Raw genomic sequence first — 17,753 nt, forward strand, 5'->3', positions numbered from 1 at the left:
GCATCGGTTCCGGCAAAGTCGAACGATGACGGAAAGGTCTGCGTAGTCTGAGTCGTTGGTTAATTTTACTGTCTTCGACAATCGAGCTTGTCCGCAACGCAACCTTGGCTGCACTTGTGGCGTCGAGAGGAGCGCGCGCCGGAATCGGCGGCGGCGCTCGACACCTCAAGTAACGCGTCTTGCCGAGGACTCTTTCACAGATGGCCGCCCGTTCCCCGCACCTTGCTCTTCGTCCCGCCCTTTTCGCCGCGGCCCTCGCGCTGTCGGCGAGCGTCGTCCCGGCCCAGGCCGGCGGCGGCTGCGTCAGCGCCGAGTGCTACCGCCGCGTCACCACGCCGCCGGTCTACGACACCGTCTCCGAGCAGGTGCTGGTCCAGCCCGCCCGCACGGTCTACCGCACGACCCCGCCGGTCTACGACACCGTGTCCGAGCGCGTGCTGGTCGCCCCCGGCGGGCGCCGCTGGCAGACGAGCTATGATGCCCACGGCCAGCTCGTCGGCTGCTGGGTGACGACCCCGCCGCAATACGCCGTGCAGACCCGCCGGGTGCTGGTGCGCCCCGCCGAAGTGATCCCGCAGACCGTGCCGCCGGTCTACGCCACGACGCAGCGCCAAGTGCTGGTCCAACCCGCCCGCGCCGCCTGGGTGCCCGCCGCCCCGGCCTACGGCCCGCGCCCCGGCTACGGCCCGGTCGGCGTCGGCTCGATCCCGGACGCTTTCGGGCTGGCCGGCGCGTCGGCCGCCGACATCGGCGTCGGTCTCGGCTTCTCCCGCGGCAGCGTCTACGACGGCTACTGATTCTGTTCGGGTGAACGGTGCCATCGCGATGAGCGGTGGCGCCTGAAGCCACCAAGACGAACAAACACCTTGAATCGGACCGGCGCCGCCGTAGCTCCCTCCCCCGATAGACATCGGGGGAGCGGAGCATGGCGGCGTTCAAGGCCTGGGTGATCGAGAAGGCGGAGAGCGGCCAGACGCTCGCCTTGCGCGAAGTCGAGCGGTCCGAACTGATGGACGGCGACGTCACCGTGCGGGTCTCGCATTCGGGCCTGAACTACAAGGACGGGCTCGCCATGACCGGCAAGATGCCGGTGGTGCGCCGCTTCCCCATGATCCCCGGCATCGACTTCGCCGGCACGGTCGAGGCTTCCGAGCATCCGGCCTACAAGCCGGGCGACGCCGTGGTGCTGACCGGCTGGGGCGTCGGCGAGACCCATCTCGGCGGGCTCGGCGAAATCGCCCGCGTGCGCGGCGACTGGCTGGTGCCGCTGCCCGAGGGCCTCACGCCCGCCCGCGCCATGGCGGTCGGCACCGCGGGCTACACCGCGATGCTCTCGGTGCTGGCCCTGGAGCATCACGGCCTCACGCCCGCCTCCGGCCCGGCCCTGGTGACAGGCGCGGCCGGCGGCGTCGGCTCGGTCGCGGTGGCGCTTCTCAAGAAAGCCGGCTGGCACGTCATCGCCGCGACCGGCCGCGGCGACGAGGCGGGTTACCTCAAGGAACTCGGCGCCGCCGAGATCCTGGAGCGCGAGGCGCTCAGCGGCGAGCCGCGTCCGCTCGCCAAGGAGCGCTGGGCGGCGGGCATCGACGCGGTCGGCGGCAAGGTTCTGGCCAACGCCTTGGCGATGACCAAGGGGGGAGGGGCGATCGCGGCCTGCGGCAATGCCGGCGGCATGGACCTGCCCTCCTCGGTGGCGCCGTTCATCCTGCGCGGCGTGTCGCTGCTCGGCATCAACAGCGTGACGACCCCGCTGGAGCCGCGCCGCGCCGCCTGGGCCCGGCTCGCCCGCGACCTCGACCTCGCGCTCCTCGACCGCATGACCACGACGATTCCGCTGGAAGAGGCCGGCCCCCGCGCCGAGGCGCTGCTGGCCGGGAAGGTGCGCGGCCGGACCGTCGTCGCGATCCCGTGACACGTTGGCGCGGAACCGCCCGCCGGCTCCGCGCATTGCCGCGCTCATGAGCAGAGCATTCGTCCGTGAGCCGGAAGGTGGCGAGGCCTTCGAGGACCTGCCCGACCGGCCGATCTCCCCACACCCGAACTACGTCACGCCGGAGGGCCTCGCCCGGATCGAGGCCGAGGCGGCGCGGCTGGAGGCCGAATTGTCCGGGCTCTCGCCCGAGAACAAGGCCGATCACGCCCGCGTCTCGCGCGACCTGCGCTACTGGAGCCAGCGCAAGACCTCGGCGCAGCTGGTGGACGAGGCGTCCGATGGCGAGACGGTGCGCTTCGGCGCGACCGTGACGGTCCTGCGCGAGGACGACACCCGCCAGACCTTCCGCATCGTCGGCGAGGACGAGGCCGACCCGAATGCCGGCTCGATCTCCTACGTCGCCCCGCTCGCCCGCGCGCTGACCGGTAAGGGCGTCGGCGACACGGTCACGGTCAACGGCAACGAATTCGAGATCGCCGAAATCCGCTGAAAAGCCGCGGCGGGCCCGTTCGAGGCCCGCCGCGCGCGTTCATGCCGCCCTCAGCGGGCCGCCGGCGCCGTGGTGGCGCCGTTGCTGTTGTTGCTCTTCGGATGGCCGATGGCGCCGGTCGTGTCCTGGGTCGGGTTCCCGGCCGGGACCTGACCGCTGCGCTGCATGGCCCCGCCGTCCTTGCCCTGCAGGGCGCCCGGCTCGCCCGTGCTGCGGGTCGTGGCACCCGGCGCCGTTCCTTGCGCCCAGGCCCCGCCCGCAAGACCGAGGACGAGCGCGGCGGCGAGCGCCGGCGTGGTGATCCGTGAAGAGGTGCGCATGGCGTATCTTATCCCTGTCGTGGTTTTCTTCCCCCGCCCAACTCGCGAGGGGGGAATCGGGTTCGCCCGATCGGCCCCGAAACCGGCCGCCGGAGAAAAGAACCGCCGAACGGCAAAGACCCGCTTGCGACCCCGGAAAGTGCCAGCTATACACCCGCTCGCCGACGCCCCACGGGGCAGGCGGCTTCGGAGTGTAGCGCAGTCTGGTAGCGCACCACGTTCGGGACGTGGGGGTCGCAGGTTCAAATCCTGCCACTCCGACCAAACAAGAGGAGATCACCCGACAAGGGTGACACGACACGACAAGGGCGCCCGTAGCTCAGCTGGATAGAGCACCAGACTACGAATCTGGGGGTCAGAGGTTCGAATCCTTTCGGGCGCGCCATCACACGACGTTTCACGATCTTCTGGACAATCTCACAGGACGCGCCGACAGCCTTGCGCTCGGTTCCTCCTGTTTCGTGATCGGGTCGCGGCGTCCGGCCGGTTTGGGTCGCACCTTTCCATCTTCGTGGCGTCCGGGATCGTTCAGCGGCGCAGCTCCCATGTTGATCCTTGTTGCGGCGCGGCAGCGCGGCACGGACCATGGTGGCCGTCCCCGACCGCCGCGGACGCCGCCCATCATGAATCCCGACGTGCCGCCGCTGCGGTGCCGCTACCTCCACCAGATGGTCGGCCTGCTCGCCGAGACGATGCCGCTGTCGCCGGCCCGGCGCGAGCGGGAGATGTTTCGGCGCCTGACCGAACTGGAGATGCAGGCCGAGGCCGGGGGCGCCTCCGAGACCTCGTGCCGGGTCATCGCCTCGGTGCGGCGCATGGCCGGCAATGCCATCATCCGGGCGGACCTGCCGCTGATCCGCGGGTAACAGGCGCGGCCCATCCGGGCGATGCGCCGCAATCTTCCAACGATCCGGGCGCGGCTTCGCGGCGTTTCAGGAAACATTCAGAAACGGTATTTCAGGATGTAACCGTCATTATCCGTGACGGCATCTTCGATTTGATTGCGCCGCAAGGCCAATTTGTGCGGATGCGCACGACGATGTCCTGAAAATCATCGATACCGGTATGTCGGTATCAGTGACATGACCTTCCGACCCACCACTTTCCCGTCATGCCGACACCGCCGCGGGCCATCACCCGGCGGATTCGCGTCGGCGCCCTTTCGAACCGTTCACGAGGAGACCCGCTTTGGCCGTTCCGGCACCCGGCACCGCGACACGTCCGATCCAGCCCTGGCCCGTCCTCGGCGCACAGCATCCGGCGATGTCCGCCGCCGGCACGGTCCTGTGCGAGGACGCGGACGCCTATGCCGGGACGGCGCTACGCGAGGCGACCGCGGCCGGCTTCACCCCGCGCGAGGTCGCCGTGCTGCTGGCGGGCCGGCCCGTCACCGCTCTGGTGCCGCCCCATCCCGACGAGCCGCTGACGGCCTACGCGGACCGGGCGACCAGCGAGCTGTTCATCCGCTACATCGCCGCCGGCCCCGACGCGGCCGCCGGCTGGACCTGAATTTTCTTTTTTCCAACCAAGGAGTTGTCTCGATGACCGCCCGACGCCGGCTGACCGGATTCGGTGCCCCGCTTCTCGCCCTGACCCTTCTGTCCCTGCCCGCGGCGGCGGGACCGTTCGACGGCGCATGGTCGGTCCAGGCCGTGGCCGAGACCGGCTCCTGCTCCGGCCCCTACACTTACCCGATCGCGATCCGCGACGGCGTGCTGAAGGACAGCGGCGGGCAGGGCGTCGATGCCTCGGGCCGGGCCGCCGCCGACGGGCGCATCAACGGCACGATCCGCTCCGGTCTCGCCCGCATCGCGGTGACCGGAAAGCTGCGCGGCACGAGCGGCGCGGGCCAATGGTCGCTCGGGGGCCTGGGATCCTGCTCCGGCCGCTGGACCGCGCAGCGGATGGGTTGAATCAGCCCAGATCCTGCAGATGCCGCGCGGCGATGATCGAGGCCGCCGTGCGGTTCTCGACGCCGAGCTTGGCGTAGATGCCTTCGAGATGCTTGGTGATCGTGCGAGGGCTCAAGCTGAGAATCTCGCCGATGTCGCGGTTCGATTTGCCTCGCGCGAGCCAGAACAGCACGTCGGCCTCGCGCGCGGTGATCGGCAGGCGCGTGCGCAGCAGCTCGATCCCGGCGGCGGTGGCGTCGCGCGAGAGCCGCAGCAGCACCTCGTTGCCGGTGCGCCCGACGAAGCTGACCGTGTGCGCCGCCCCCGATAGGTCGGTGAGGGTGAAAGGCGCACCCTGTGTGCCGGCCAGGCAGCCGCGCAGCCATGCGCGGCCGGCGGTGGGGAGCCCGTAGGCGTCGTCGGCCCGCGGCGCGCAGGCCGCCAGCACCTGCGAGGCCTGCGGCGTCGCCCACAGCACGGCGCCCGCGGGATCGACCGCGAACAGGGTGCGCCCGGTGGTGTCGAGGGCCGCGCGCAGGCTCTGCGCCGCCCGCGCGCCCGCCACGTGGACGCGGATGCGCGCCAGGATCTCGTCGGGGGCGATCGGCTTCGTCACGTAATCGACGCCGCCCGCCTCCAGCCCCTCCACGATATGCTCGGTCTCCGACAGCCCGGTCATGAAGATGACCGGCACGGCCGCCACCGCGGGCTTGGCCTTGAGGCGGCGGCAGGTCTCGAACCCGTCCATGCCCGGCATCACCGCGTCGAGCAGGATGATGTCGGGGGTGATCTCGTCGACGAGCGCCAACGCCGCCTCGCCCGCCACCGCGACGAGGACGGTGGCGCCGGAGCGCTCGATCGCCTCGGTGAGGAAGCTCAGGGTGTCGGGGGAATCGTCCACCACGAGGACGATGTCGCGCTGGCCGGGCGCCTCAGGCATCGCTGGCCTCCCGAGCGGGTTCTTTCGAGGCGGCTTCCTGAAGGGCGCGCATGTAGGTCGGCAGGTCGAAGGCGGCGACGAGGGTTTGCAGGCGCTGCGCGAAGGCGGCGGAGGCGGGTTCCGCCTGGGCGATCTCGGCGAGCCGGACCTCGATGGCACGCACGTGGCCGATGCGGCCGAGGCGGAGGAGTTCGTTCAGGACGGGGAGGGGGACTCCTCCTCCCCCTTGCGGGGAGGAGGTGAGAGGTGGGGGTGGTGCAGGAGGGACCGCAGCGGTGCCTTCTGCCCCACCCCTGACCCCTCCCCGCAAGGGGGAGGGGAACGGCTCCGGCGCGGCCGGCGTCCCCTCGACCCAATCGAGGCCGAGCAGGCGGGTAACCTGATCGAGAAAATCGCGCAGGTCGAACGGCTTGGCGATGATCGCGTCGTGGCGGGCGTCGATGCCCCGCGTCGGGCTGATCTCGTGGACATTGGCCGACATCATGGCGATGCGCACCCCCGGCGCGCCCTCGCGCAGGCGCTCGGCCACCGCCCAGCCGCTCAGGCCCGGCATGGCGATGTCGAGGAGGACGAGGTCGGGCGCGGGCTTCCCCGCGTCGAACAGGGCGAGGCAGGCGGGGCCGTCGGGCGCCTCGGCCACTGCGATGCCCAGGGGTTCGAGGATGTCGCGCATCAGCGCGCGATGGGCCGGATCGTCATCGACCACGAGGACGCGGCGCTTGCGCCCGGCATAGCGGCGCGGCGCGGCGGCGAGCGCCGGCACCGTGGGCGCGGCGGGGGCGGGGGCCGGGCGGTCGACCGAGGACAGCATCAGCCGCACGCGGAAGCGGGTGCCGCGCCCGACCTCGCTCTCCACCGTGATCTCGCCGCCCATCACCTGGGCGAGCAGCCCGGCGATGGTGAGCCCGAGGCCGGTGCCCGGCTGGCTGCGGGCGGCGGGGATCGAGCCGCGCTCGAACGGCTCGAAGATGCGCTGCAGGTCGTCCGGGCGGATGCCGAGCCCCGTGTCGCGGATGGTGAAGACGGTGACCTGGCTGCGATAGGTCACGTCGAGGCCGACCTCGCCGGACGGCGTGAACTTGATCGCGTTCGACAGGAGGTTGAGCAGGATCTGGCGCAGGCGCTTCTCGTCGGTGGCGACCACCGCGGGCAGGCTCTCGGGCCGGGTGAAGCGGAACGTCAGCCCCGCGGCCTCGGCCTGGAGGCGGACCATGTCGACGATCTGGTCGAGGAAATCCGACAGCCGGATCTCGTTGCGGTGCACTTGGAGCCGCCCGGCCTCCATCCGCGAGATGTCGAGCAGCCCGTCGATCAGGCCCGACAGGTGCTGGGCGCTGCGGCGGATCACCTGCAAGCCGCGCCGCCGGGGCGCCGGGATCTCGGGATCGACCTCCAGCAATTGGGCGTAACCGAGCACGGCGTTCAAGGGCGTGCGCAGTTCGTGGCTGATACCGACGACGTAGCGGCTCTTGGCGAGATTGGCGGCTTCCGCCGTCTCCTTGGCTTCCTGCAACTTGGCGTCGGTGATCTTATGGGCGGCGATCTCGGCTTGATAGAGCGCGGTCTGGCGCTCGGTCTCGGCCTGGGCGACGCGGCGGCTCTCCTGCGCCAGCACGAACAGCCACGCGACAATGCCGAGGATCAGCACGAGGATGAAGAACACGCTGGTGAGCGCCGCCCGCAGGGTCTCGCGGTGCTCCGGGTGGCCGCTGCTCGCCCCCGCATGGACGATGCCGAGGATCAGCCCGATCACGCCGACGAGGCAGAGCATCAGGGCGAGGTAGCGCCCGAGCGGCGCGCCGATCCAGGCGGCCAGCGGCGCAGGCACGAACCGCCCGAGGCTCGCCTGCGCCTGTGCGTCGAGGCGCCCGTGCGGCTTGCACAGGTCGCCGCAGCGGGCGTCGAGGGAACAGCACAGCGAGCAGATCGGCCCGTCATAGGCCGGGCAATGCGCCATGTCCTCGCCCTCGAACGGTAGCTCGCAGACGCGGCAGACGATCTCGCCGGCCACGGGCGCGGGCTGGCGCGCGATGTAGAAGCGCCCGCCCGTGCCCCAGGCGATCAGCGGCGCGGTCGCGAACGCGGCGGCGAGCGCCAAGAGCGGCGCGAAGGCGGCCATGAGGCTCCCGAACACGCCGGCATAGGCGAGCCAGCCGAGCGCCAGCCCCAGCGCCATCGCCCCGGTGCCGACGGGATTGATCGCGTAGAGATGGGCCCGCTTGAACTCGATGCCCGGCGGCGAGAGCCCGAGCGGCTTGTTGACGCCGAGATCCGAGGCCAGCGCCCCGACCCAGGCCGAGACCACGACGGCGTAGAGCGGCAGGGTGCTCTCGATGGTCTTGTCGATGCCGAGTTCCATCAGCATCAGCGCGATGGCGACGTTGAACACCAGCCAGACCACGCGGCCCGGATGGCTGTGGGTGAGGCGCGAGAAGAAGTTCGACCACGCGATCGAGCCGGCATAGGCGTTGGTGAGGTTGATCTTGATCTGCGACAGCGCGACGAAGCCGGCCATCAGCAAGAGTGCCCCCTCCCGCGAGGGCGTGACGTAGCCGAAGGCGACGGCGTACATCCGGGTCGGCTCGGCGGCCTGCGGCGCCGGGATGCCGTGGCCGAGCGCCAGCACCGCGAGGAACGCCCCGAGCAGGATTTTGAGAAGGCCCGGCACGATCCAGCCGGCGCCGCCGGCCAATACCGCCGTCCACCAGCGCCGATCGCCGCGGCCCCGAGCCGGGGGGACGAACCGCAGGAAATCGACCTGCTCGCCGACCTGGGCGAGGAGCGCGAGGAGTACGCTGGTGGCGAGCCCGAAGCGCAGCGGATCGAACCCGACGGCTGCTCCGTCGCCGAGGCCGGGGAAGGCGGCCAGCGTGCCGAGCGAGGCGGGGGCGTCGGGGCTCGCCGCGATGAAGACGAGCGGCAGGAGATTGAGCGCGAGCCAGACCGGCTGCGACCAGATCTGGAAGCGGCTGATGAGGCGGATGCCGTAGACGACGAGCGGGATCACGATTCCCGCGCAGAGGATGTAGCCGAGCCAGAGCGGCAGGCCGAAGCAGAGCTGCAAGGCCAGCGCCATGATGGCGGCTTCGATCGCCAGGAACAGGAAGGTGAAGCTCGCGTAGATCAGCGAGGTCACGGTCGAGCCGAGATAGCCGAAGCCCGCGCCGCGGGTCAGCAGGTCCATGTCGACGCCGTGGCGGGCGGCGTAGACGGCGATGGGGGCGGCGGTGGCGAAGATCAGCGCGCCGACGAGCAGCACGGCGGCGAGCGTGTTGGTGAAGCCCACCGCCAGCACCAGCGTGCCGCCGATGGCCTCCAGCGCCAGGAACGAGATCGAGCCGAGCGCCGTCTGCGCCACCGCCAGCGGGCTCCAGCGCCGCGCCTTCTTGGCGGTGAAGCGGAGCGCGTAATCCTCCAGCGTCTCGTCGGCGACGAGGCGGTTGTAGGCGCGCCGGATCGGGATGATGTGCTGGCGGCCGTTCATCGTGAGGGGTGTCGTCGGTCCCGTGCGACGCCGGACGAGCCTGCGCTTCGGCGTGAGAGGCAGGATGCGCGCCCCGCCACCACGCAGGCAAGAGCCGTGCGCGCCGGGCGGCACGCCGGAGGATTTCATACGAAGGGAGACCATCCTGCGCCCCGGCTGGGGGAGGGGCCATACGCAGAACAGCGTATATGCTGCGATGCAATGCACGGCCTAGCCTGCACCTCGTCGATCCGCGGCCGCCCCAGGAGCCGCCGGACGCGTACAGGGCTGGCAGAATGGCGAAGGACACTTCCGACACCGAGAACGGCCTGCGCTCGCCGCTGCGGCGCAAGCTCCTGATGGGCATGGCCGGACTGCCCGCGCTGGCGCTGATGCCGCGGCCGTCGTTCGCCGCCGCGCCGACCTCGGCGGTCAACACCACCGGGCTCGCGGTCACCGACACCGAGGTGACGGTCGGCATCCTGCACTCGGCCACCGGCACGATGGCGATCTCCGAGACCGGCACGATCCAGGCCGAAAAGCTCGCCATCGCCCAGATCAACGAGATGGGCGGCGTGCTCGGCCGCAAGATCAAGATCATCCAGGAGGACGGCGCCTCCGACTGGCCGACCTTTGCCGAGAAGGCCAAGAAGCTCCTCGTCAACGACCACTGCGCCGCGGTGATGGGCTGCTGGACCTCGGCCTCGCGCAAGGCCGCGCTGCCGGTGTTCGAGCAGTACAACGGCCTGCTGTACTACCCGACCTTCTACGAGGGCCTGGAGCAGTCCAAGAACGTCATCTACACCGGCCAGGAGGCGACGCAGCAGATCCTCGCCTCGCTCGACTGGGTCAACAAGGAGAAGGGCGCCAAGACCTTCTTCATGATCGGCTCGGACTACATCTGGCCGCGCACCTCGAACAAGATCGCCCGCAAGCACATCGAGAACGTGCTGAAAGGCACGGTGGTCGGCGAGGAATACTATCCGCTCGGCCACACGCAGTTCAACTCGGTGATCAACAAGATCAAGCTCAAGAAGCCCGACGTGATCTTCGCCGACGTGGTCGGCGGCTCGAACGTGGCGTTCTACAAGCAGCTCAAGGCGGCGGGCATCGATCTGTCGAAGCAGACCCTGCTGACGATCTCGGTCACCGAGGACGAGATCGACGGCATCGGCGGCGACAACATCGCCGGCGCCTATTCCTGCATGAAGTACTTCCAGTCGCTCAAGAACCCGAACAACGAGAAGTTCGTCGCCGCCTTCAAGAAGATGTGGGGCGAGAAGACCGTGCTCGGCGACGTCACCCAGGCGGGCTATCTCGGTCCGTTCCTGTGGAAGATGGCGGTCGAGAAGGCGGGCTCCTTCGACGTCGACAAGGTGGTCGCGGCCTCGCCCGGCATCGAGTTCAAGGACGCGCCGGAAGGCTACGTGAAGATCCACGAGAACCATCACCTCTGGTCCAAGACCCGCGTCGCCAAGGCCCTGCCCACGGGCCAGTTCGAGGTGGTCTACGAGAGCCCCGAACTGATCGAGCCGAACCCCTTCCCGAAGGGGTACCAGTAGTCTCGACATTTCCCCTCCCCCTTGCGGGGAGGGGTAGGGGTGGGGGTCGTGCAGAACGACGCGGGACGGTGCCTCCTGCACCACCCCCACCCCCGGCCCCTCCCCGCAAGGAGGAGGGGAGACGCGTGGCCCGCCTCTTGCTGCCCCTCGAAATCCTCCGCCGGAGACACCTCCCATGTTCGGCGAATACTCGCTCGCAGACCTCAGCTCGATTTTCGTGATGCAGGGCTTCGCGGGGCTGATCCTGTTCTCGGTCTACGTGCTGATGGCGCTGGGGCTGGCGATCATCTTCGGCCAGATGGGCGTCATCAACATGGCGCACGGCGAGTTCATGATTCTCGGCGCCTACGTCACCTACCTGTGCTCGACGTTCTTCCAAGAGCACCTGCCGGCCCTGTTCTCTGCCTACTTCTTCATCGCCATGGCCCTGGCCTTCCTGGCCTCCGGGGCGCTGGGGATGCTAGTCGAGTGGGCGCTGATCCGCCATCTCTACAAGCGGCCCCTCGACACGCTGCTCGCGACCTGGGGCCTGTCGCTGATCCTGCAGCAGGCCTACCGCTCGATCATCGGCCCGCGCGAGGTCGGCGTGGAGCTGCCCTCGTGGATGATGGGCTCGATTCCCGTCACCGATTCCATCGAGGTGCAGATCAACGGCCTGTTCGTGATCGCGGTCACCACCGTCATCACGCTGGGCGTCGCCGTGCTGATCTACCGCTCGCGCTTCGGCGCGCAGATCCGCGCCGTGATGAGCAACCGCTCGATGGCCGGCGCCGTCGGCATCGATACGGAAAAGGTCGATCGCTACACCTTCGGCCTCGGCTGCGGCATCGCCGGCATCGCGGGCTCCGCCTTCACCATGATCGGCTCGACGGGGCCGACCTCGGGCCAGCTCTACATCGTCGACACCTTCCTGATCGTGGTCTTCGGCGGCGCGGCGAGCCTGCTGGGCACCATCGCCTCGGCCTTCTCGATCTCGCAGACCCAATCGACCCTCGAATTCTTCCTCTCCGGCTCGATGGCCAAGGTGCTCACCCTGCTCGCGGTGGTGGCGATCCTGATGCTGCGGCCGCAGGGCCTGTTCACCCTCAAGGTCCGTCGCTGAGGAGCGCGCCCCGATGACGAGCCCGATCCAGAACCTGTCGAAGGCCGTGACGGTCAACGACAACCCCTTCATGAAGCCGATCGAGTGGGTCAGCCTCGCGCTGCTGGCCGGCTTCATCCTCGTGGTCCTGCCGCTGGTGCTCGACGGCTTCCGCCTGAATCTCGTCGGCAAGTACCTCACCTACGCCTTCGTCGCCCTCGGCCTCGTCATCTGCTGGGGCTACGCCGGCATCCTCTCCCTCGGCCAGGGCGTCTTTTTCGGCCTCGGCGGGTACTGCATGGCCATGTATCTCAAGCTCGAAGCTTCGAGTGTTGAGAACACAAAAATCCAGTCGACGCCGGGCATTCCGGACTTCATGGACTGGAACCAGATCACCTCGATCCCGTGGTTCTGGCAGCCGTTCCACAGCCTGCCGCTGACGCTGCTGCTCGTGATCGCGGTGCCGGTGGCCTTCGCCTTCGTGATCTCGGTGGCGATGTTCAAGCGCCGCGTCGGCGGCACCTACTTCGCCATCATCACCCAGGCCATCGCCGCGATCCTGACGATCCTGATCGTCGGACAGCAGGGCTACACGGGGGGCATCAACGGCATCACCGACCTGCGCACGCTGAACGGCTGGGACATCCGCACGGATTCGGCGAAGTTCATCCTCTACTTCGTCAACGGCGGGCTGCTGATCGGCTGCATTCTGATGGCGCAGTACGTCAAGAAGTCGAAGCTCGGGCGCATTCTGGTGGCCATGCGCGAGAAGGAGGACCGGGTCCGCTTCTCCGGCTACTCGGTGGCGGGCTTCAAGGTGTTCGCCTTCTGCCTCGCGGCGGCCTTCGCCGCAGTGGGCGGGGCGATGTTCACCCTGCAGGTCGGGTTCATGTCGCCCTCGTTCGTCGGCATCGTGCCCTCCATCGAGATGGTGATCTACGCGGCCGTCGGCGGGCGCCTGTCGCTGTTCGGCGCGGTCTGGGGGACGCTGCTCGTCAACTTCGCCAAGACCTCGTTCTCCGAGTCCTTCCCCGACCTGTGGCTCTTCGGCCTCGGCGCCCTGTTCATCGCCGTGGTGCTGGCCTTCCCCAACGGTCTCGCCGGCCTCTGGCGCGAGCATGTCGAGCCGCGCCTGTTCCGCAAGGCCAAGGATCTGAAGCCGGTCGCCGCCCCCGTCCTGCCCCAGGGCGCCCCCGCCGAGTGAGGATCGAGACAGTCATGAACGCGGCCATCCTCCCCTCGACCCTCATCGGCACGCCGGCGGACGACAAGAACTTCCTGCTCGCGGTCGAAGGGCTCACCGTCTCCTTCGACGGGTTCAAGGCGGTCAACGACGTGTCGTTCTACGTCGATCCCGACGAGATCCGGGTCATCATCGGCCCCAACGGCGCGGGCAAGACCACGGTGCTCGACCTGATCTGCGGGCGCACCAAGGCCAGCTCCGGCTCGATCAAGTACAAGGGCCAGGAGCTGACCCGGCTCTCCGAGAGCGCCATCGTCCAGGCGGGGGTGGGGCGCAAGTTCCAGACGCCGTCGATCTACGACGACCTGACGGTGTTCGAGAACCTCGAGATTTCGTTCCCCCGCGGGCGGTCGGTGTTCGGTGCGCTCACCTTCAAGCGCGACGCGGAAGTCCGCGACCGCATCCACGAGATCGCGCAGACGATCTTCCTCAAGGACCAGCTCGACGAGCGGGCCGAGTTCCTCAGCCACGGCCAGAAGCAGTGGCTGGAGATCGGCATGCTGCTGATCCAGGACCCGGAACTCCTCATGCTCGACGAGCCGGTCGCCGGCATGAGCGTCGGCGAGCGGATCAAGACCGCCGAACTCCTCAACCAGATCATCAAGGGTCGCTCGGTGCTCGTCATCGAGCACGACATGAAGTTCGTCGAGGACATCGCCCACCGGGTCACCGTGCTGCATCAGGGCAAAGTGCTGTCGGAAGGCTCGATGGAGCGGGTCAAGACCGACCCGAAGGTCGTCGAAGTCTATCTCGGTCATTGAGGGACGCAGGATTGATGCTTCAGACCGCTCCCCACACCGCCCCCGTGCCGCCGGTCCTGGCCGGCGCCGCGCCGATGCTGGCGATCTCCGACCTTCATTCGGCCTATGGCCAGAGCGAGGTGCTGCACGGCCTCGACATCAACGTCGCGCCCGGTGAGATCGTCGCGGTGATGGGCCGCAACGGCATGGGCAAGTCGACGCTCATGAAGACCCTGATGGGCATCGTGCCGACGAAGTCCGGCACGGTCACCGTCGCGGGCACCGACGTGACGGCGATGAAGAGCCACGCCCGCGTCGCGGCCGGCCTCGCCTACGTGCCGCAGGGCCGGATGATCTTCTCCACCATGACGGTGCAGGAGAACATCGAGACGGGGCTAACCGTCACCAAATCGCGAAAAGTGCCGCAGGACCTCTACACGATGTTCCCGGTGCTGCTCGAAATGAAGGGCCGGCGCGGCGGCAACCTCTCGGGCGGTCAGCAGCAGCAGCTCGCCATCGCCCGGGCGCTCGCCTCGAATCCGAAGGTGCTGCTCCTCGACGAGCCGACCGAGGGCATCCAGCCCTCGATCATCCGCGAGATGGGTCGCACGCTGAAGAAGATCCGCGACGAGCGCGGGCTCTCCATCGTCGTCTCGGAGCAGGTCCTGAGCTTCGCCATGGACGTGGCCGACCGGGTGCTCGTCATCGAGAACGGTTCGATCGTCCACGAGTCTCTGCGGGCCGACATCGACGAGGCGCAGGTCGCCCGCTTCCTGTCGGTGTGAGGGGATCGGAATGGCCGATTACGAAATCTTCGAACTCGGCGACGTCGTCCTGCAATCCCGGCAGACGATCCGCGGCGCGCAGCTCGCCTATAAGACCTACGGTACGCTCAACGCCGCCAAGGACAACGTCATCGTCTATCCGACGTGGTACTCCGGTCAGCATTACGAGAACGAGTGGCTGATCGGGCCGGGCCGGGCGCTCGACCCGGCGACCTACTTCATCATCGTGCCGAACATGTTCGGCAACGGGCTGTCCTCGTCGCCGAGCAACACGCCCGCCCCCTTCAACGGCCCGCGCTTTCCCAAGGTCACGGCCTACGACAACGTGGTGCAGCAACACCGGCTGGTCACGGAGAAATTCGGCATCGAGCGGGTCAAGCTCGTGACCGGCTGGTCGATGGGCGCGCTCCAGACCTTCCACTGGGGCGCCCTGTTTCCGGACATGGTCGAGCGCATCCTGCCGTTCCAGGGCTCGGCGAAGTGCTCGCGGCACAACTTCGTCTTCCTGGAAGGCGTGAAGGCCGCGCTCCAGGCCGATGCCGCCTTCGCCGATGGCTTCTACACCGCCCAGCCGCAGCGGGGCCTGCGCGCCGCCGCCCGGGTCTATGCCGGCTGGGGCTTGTCGCAGACGTTCTACCGGGCCGAGGGCGACCTGAAGCGGCTCGGCTACGCCTCGCTGGAGGATTTCCTCGTCGGCTTCTGGGAGGGCTGGCTGCTGGCGAAGGACGCCAACAACCTGCTCGCCATGCTCTGGACCTGGCAGAACGGCGACATCTCGAACAACCCGCTCTACGGCGGCGACTTCGCCAAGGCGCTCGGGGCCATCAAGGCCAAGGCGATCGTGATGCCGGCCTCGACCGACCTCTACTTCCCCCCCGAAGACAGCGCCATCGAGGTCTCGCACATGCCGAACGCCGAACTGCGCATCGTCGAGACCGACTGGGGCCACTTCGCGGGCGGCCCCGGCACCTCGCCCGACGACATCACCGTGCTCGACGCGGCCCTGAAGGAGCTGCTCGCGCGCTGAACCCCCTCGGCGGGGCGCTTTCGAAGCGGCCCGCCCGCACCGATCCGGCGCTCGTCAGCGCCGGATGAACGAAGAACGACAACCGACGATCCGCCAGGGCGGCCGGACCACCACCGGACACGCAACGGCGGCGGCTGACCAAAATTGTAAGAGGAGCGCGCGAAGGATATGCCCGAGACGCTGATCAAGGTCGATCTCACGCAATCGGCCTACGACAACGACATGGTGCACAATCGCTGGCACCCCGACATCCCGATGGTCGCGACCGTGAAGCCCGGCGACGACTTCATCGTCGAGACCTACGACTGGACCGGCGGCTTCATCAAGAACAACGATTCCGCCGACGACGTGCGCGACATCGACCTGTCGATCGTCCACTTCCTGTCGGGCCCCATCGGCGTCGAGGGCGCCGAGCCCGGCGACCTGCTGGTGGTCGATCTCCTCGACATCGGCGCCAAGCCCGAATCGCAGTGGGGCTTCAACGGCTTCTTCTCGAAGAACAACGGCGGCGGCTTCCTCGACGAGCACTTCCCCCAGGCCCAGAAGTCGATCTGGGATTTCGAGGGCATGTTCACCAAGTCGCGCCACGTGCCCGGCGTGCGCTTCCCCGGCCTGATCCATCCGGGCCTGATCGGCTGCCTGCCCGATCCGAAGATGCTGGAGACGTGGAACACCCGCGAGAAGGCGCTGTTCGACACCAACCCGGAGCGGGTGCCGGCGCTCGCCACGCTGCCCTTCGGCCCGACCGCGCATATGGGCCGCCTCAAGGGCGAGGCGAAGGATAACGCGGCGGCGACGGGCGCCCGCACGGTGCCGGGGCGCGAGCACGGCGGCAATTGCGACATCAAGGATCTGTCGCGCGGCTCGAAAATCTACTTCCCGGTCTACGTGCCGGGCGCCGGCCTCTCCATGGGCGATCTGCATTTCAGCCAGGGCGACGGCGAGATCACCTTCTGCGGCGCCATCGAGATGGCCGGCTGGGTCCATCTCAAGGTGAGCCTGATCAAGGACGGCATGGCGAAGTACGGGATCAGGAACCCGATCTTCAAGCCGTCGCCGGTCACGCCGAAATACGACGACCACCTGATCTTCGAGGGCGTCTCCGTCGACGAGTACGGCAAGCAGCATTATTTGGATGTGACCGTCGCCTACCGGCAGGCCTGCCTCAACGCGATCGAATACCTGAAGAAGTTCGGATATTCGGGCGCGCAGGCCTACTCGATCCTCGGCACCGCCCCGGTCCAGGGCCACATCTCCGGCGTCGTCGACATCCCCAACGCCTGCGCGACCCTCTGGATTCCGACCGGCATCTTCGACTTCGACATCAACCCGTCTGCGGCCGGGCCGACGAAGTTTTTGGACGGTTCCGTCCAGATGCCGCTCTCGCCGGACCTCTGATCATGCCGGTCTACGACTATTCCTGCGAGTCTTGCGGGCCGTTCACGGTGCTGCGCCCGATGGCGCAGTTCAAGGACCCGCACGACTGCCCGGATTGCGGCGGGGCCTGCCAGCGCGCCTTCCTCACCGCCCCGCGCATCGCCGGCATGGATGCGGGGCTGAAGGCCGCCCACGCCACCAACGAGCGCAGCCGCCACGAACCGCGGCGCTCCGGCAGCCACGGGGCCGGCTGCGGCTGCTGCTCGCCCAAGAAGAAGGCCTCCGCCCCCGCGGCGGCCAAGAGCTTTCCGAATGCCCGGCCCTGGATGATCAGCCACTAGGACCGGACGCCTTCCCACCCACCCCCTCATCCTGAGGTGCGGAGCGCAGCGGAGCCTCGAAGGAGGCCTCCAGCAGAGCGCGCGATCCCTGGAGCCCTCCTTCGAGGCCGCTTCGCGGCACCTCAGGATGAGGGCGCGGGTGGGACGACAGCCATTGAGGCGGCCGGTGCCATCCGGCCGCCTCACGCGGCGAGGCCGAAAACGGCCCGCCGCATGCATTCGGGAGGGAGCCTTTCGAACGAAACCGCTCCGCGAGGGAGCCGCCGACCGATCACGACAAGCGGGGGATCACCCCGTGGTGAGCGGCCGGCGCAGAGCACGGGTTGGGGACCGACAATGCGCACCACCACGAGACGAGCACGACGACATCACCGGGGCCTGTCCGCCTCCGCCCTCCTGGCCGCCGGCCTCGCGCTGAGCGGGACGGCGGCACAGGCGCAGCAGCCCTCGCCGGTCGGCCAGTTCAACGACCAGACCCAGCCGCGCACCGATCCCGCCATCGCCGCCAAGCCCGGCGACCCCGTCCGCGTCGGACCGCTCGCCCCCTGGGCCACCGACA

At 68.8% G+C, this 17,753-nt stretch carries 17 protein-coding genes, 2 tRNA genes and 1 pseudogene; 17 read left to right on the forward strand and 3 right to left on the reverse strand.

The window, feature by feature from the left end:
* Nucleotides 1–200: 200 nt before the first annotated feature.
* From AAHG03_RS23890 to greA, 3 genes are all read left to right on the forward strand, one after another.
* Nucleotides 201–797: a hypothetical protein gene (locus AAHG03_RS23890; RefSeq protein ID WP_342153746.1), complete on the forward strand. Its 597-nt coding sequence runs from the start codon at nucleotides 201–203 to the stop codon at nucleotides 795–797.
* Between the two features lie 128 nt (nucleotides 798–925).
* Nucleotides 926–1,912, forward strand: coding sequence for an acrylyl-CoA reductase (NADPH) (acuI, locus tag AAHG03_RS23895; RefSeq protein WP_342153748.1), 987 nt, complete (start codon nucleotides 926–928; stop codon nucleotides 1,910–1,912).
* A 46-nt stretch (nucleotides 1,913–1,958) separates the two neighbouring features.
* Nucleotides 1,959–2,423, forward strand: coding sequence for a transcription elongation factor GreA (gene greA, locus AAHG03_RS23900; protein WP_342153749.1), 465 nt, complete (start codon nucleotides 1,959–1,961; stop codon nucleotides 2,421–2,423).
* 50 nt (nucleotides 2,424–2,473) lie between these two features.
* Here the strand turns inward: greA and AAHG03_RS23905 are convergent, their stop codons facing one another.
* Complete coding sequence (locus AAHG03_RS23905) at nucleotides 2,474–2,743, reverse strand: hypothetical protein (RefSeq protein WP_342153751.1); 270 nt, start codon at nucleotides 2,741–2,743, stop codon at nucleotides 2,474–2,476.
* A gap of 187 nt (nucleotides 2,744–2,930) precedes the next feature.
* Between AAHG03_RS23905 and AAHG03_RS23910 the strand changes: the two genes are divergently transcribed.
* The 5 genes from AAHG03_RS23910 (at nucleotide 2,931) to AAHG03_RS23930 (ending at nucleotide 4,656) form a co-directional block, all read left to right on the forward strand.
* Nucleotides 2,931–3,007: transfer RNA gene (locus tag AAHG03_RS23910), tRNA-Pro, on the forward strand.
* 44 nt (nucleotides 3,008–3,051) lie between these two features.
* Nucleotides 3,052–3,128, forward strand: a tRNA-Arg gene (locus AAHG03_RS23915).
* A gap of 238 nt (nucleotides 3,129–3,366) precedes the next feature.
* Entirely contained in the window at nucleotides 3,367–3,609 is a 243-nt protein-coding gene (locus tag AAHG03_RS23920) for a hypothetical protein (protein ID WP_342153752.1), read from the forward strand.
* 322 nt (nucleotides 3,610–3,931) lie between these two features.
* Complete coding sequence (locus AAHG03_RS23925; RefSeq protein WP_342153754.1) at nucleotides 3,932–4,252, forward strand: hypothetical protein; 321 nt, start codon at nucleotides 3,932–3,934, stop codon at nucleotides 4,250–4,252.
* A gap of 32 nt (nucleotides 4,253–4,284) precedes the next feature.
* The gene (locus AAHG03_RS23930) at nucleotides 4,285–4,656 is read left to right on the forward strand and encodes a hypothetical protein (protein WP_342153756.1); all 372 of its coding nucleotides are present in this window, start codon (nucleotides 4,285–4,287) and stop codon (nucleotides 4,654–4,656) included.
* A 1-nt stretch (nucleotide 4,657) separates the two neighbouring features.
* Here AAHG03_RS23930 and AAHG03_RS23935 read toward each other — a convergent pair whose 3' ends face one another.
* Nucleotides 4,658–5,575, reverse strand: a complete 918-nt coding sequence (locus tag AAHG03_RS23935) for a response regulator transcription factor (protein ID WP_342153757.1) — start codon at nucleotides 5,573–5,575, stop codon at nucleotides 4,658–4,660.
* Nucleotides 5,568–9,059 (reverse strand): hybrid sensor histidine kinase/response regulator, encoded by a 3,492-nt coding sequence (locus AAHG03_RS23940; protein WP_342153759.1) that lies wholly within the window; start codon nucleotides 9,057–9,059, stop codon nucleotides 5,568–5,570. The genes AAHG03_RS23935 and AAHG03_RS23940 overlap by 8 nt, the downstream gene beginning before the upstream one ends.
* Nucleotides 9,060–9,334: 275 nt before the next feature.
* On the opposite strand from AAHG03_RS23940, the gene urtA reads away from it, so the two are divergent.
* From urtA to AAHG03_RS23985, 9 genes and pseudogenes are all read left to right on the forward strand, one after another.
* Complete coding sequence (gene urtA / locus AAHG03_RS23945; RefSeq protein ID WP_342153761.1) at nucleotides 9,335–10,600, forward strand: urea ABC transporter substrate-binding protein; 1,266 nt, start codon at nucleotides 9,335–9,337, stop codon at nucleotides 10,598–10,600.
* A gap of 175 nt (nucleotides 10,601–10,775) precedes the next feature.
* On the forward strand, nucleotides 10,776–11,702 hold the full coding sequence (gene urtB / locus AAHG03_RS23950) for an urea ABC transporter permease subunit UrtB (RefSeq protein WP_342153763.1): 927 nt from the start codon (nucleotides 10,776–10,778) through the stop codon (nucleotides 11,700–11,702).
* A gap of 13 nt (nucleotides 11,703–11,715) precedes the next feature.
* Nucleotides 11,716–12,885, forward strand: a complete 1,170-nt coding sequence (urtC, locus tag AAHG03_RS23955) for an urea ABC transporter permease subunit UrtC (RefSeq protein WP_342153765.1) — start codon at nucleotides 11,716–11,718, stop codon at nucleotides 12,883–12,885.
* 14 nt (nucleotides 12,886–12,899) lie between these two features.
* Nucleotides 12,900–13,685, forward strand: coding sequence for an urea ABC transporter ATP-binding protein UrtD (gene urtD / locus AAHG03_RS23960; RefSeq protein WP_342153766.1), 786 nt, complete (start codon nucleotides 12,900–12,902; stop codon nucleotides 13,683–13,685).
* 74 nt (nucleotides 13,686–13,759) lie between these two features.
* Nucleotides 13,760–14,449, forward strand: a complete 690-nt coding sequence (gene urtE / locus AAHG03_RS23965) for an urea ABC transporter ATP-binding subunit UrtE (protein WP_342153773.1) — start codon at nucleotides 13,760–13,762, stop codon at nucleotides 14,447–14,449.
* Nucleotides 14,450–14,459: 10 nt separating this feature from the next.
* Entirely contained in the window at nucleotides 14,460–15,476 is a 1,017-nt protein-coding gene (locus AAHG03_RS23970; protein WP_342153768.1) for an alpha/beta fold hydrolase, read from the forward strand.
* A gap of 168 nt (nucleotides 15,477–15,644) precedes the next feature.
* Nucleotides 15,645–16,874 carry a formamidase gene (gene fmdA, locus AAHG03_RS23975; RefSeq protein WP_342153770.1) on the forward strand — a complete coding sequence of 410 codons (1,230 nt, stop codon included), beginning with the start codon at nucleotides 15,645–15,647 and terminating at the stop codon, nucleotides 16,872–16,874.
* 2 nt (nucleotides 16,875–16,876) lie between these two features.
* Nucleotides 16,877–17,194 (forward strand): FmdB family zinc ribbon protein, encoded by a 318-nt coding sequence (locus tag AAHG03_RS23980; protein WP_342153772.1) that lies wholly within the window; start codon nucleotides 16,877–16,879, stop codon nucleotides 17,192–17,194.
* Between the two features lie 336 nt (nucleotides 17,195–17,530).
* A pseudogene (locus AAHG03_RS23985) lies at nucleotides 17,531–17,753 on the forward strand (carbohydrate porin); the annotation flags it as partial.

Origin of the sequence: Methylorubrum subtropicum (assembly GCF_038442325.1) — a bacterium.
In the GTDB taxonomy this organism is placed as follows: Bacteria; Pseudomonadota; Alphaproteobacteria; order Rhizobiales; family Beijerinckiaceae; genus Methylobacterium; species Methylobacterium subtropicum.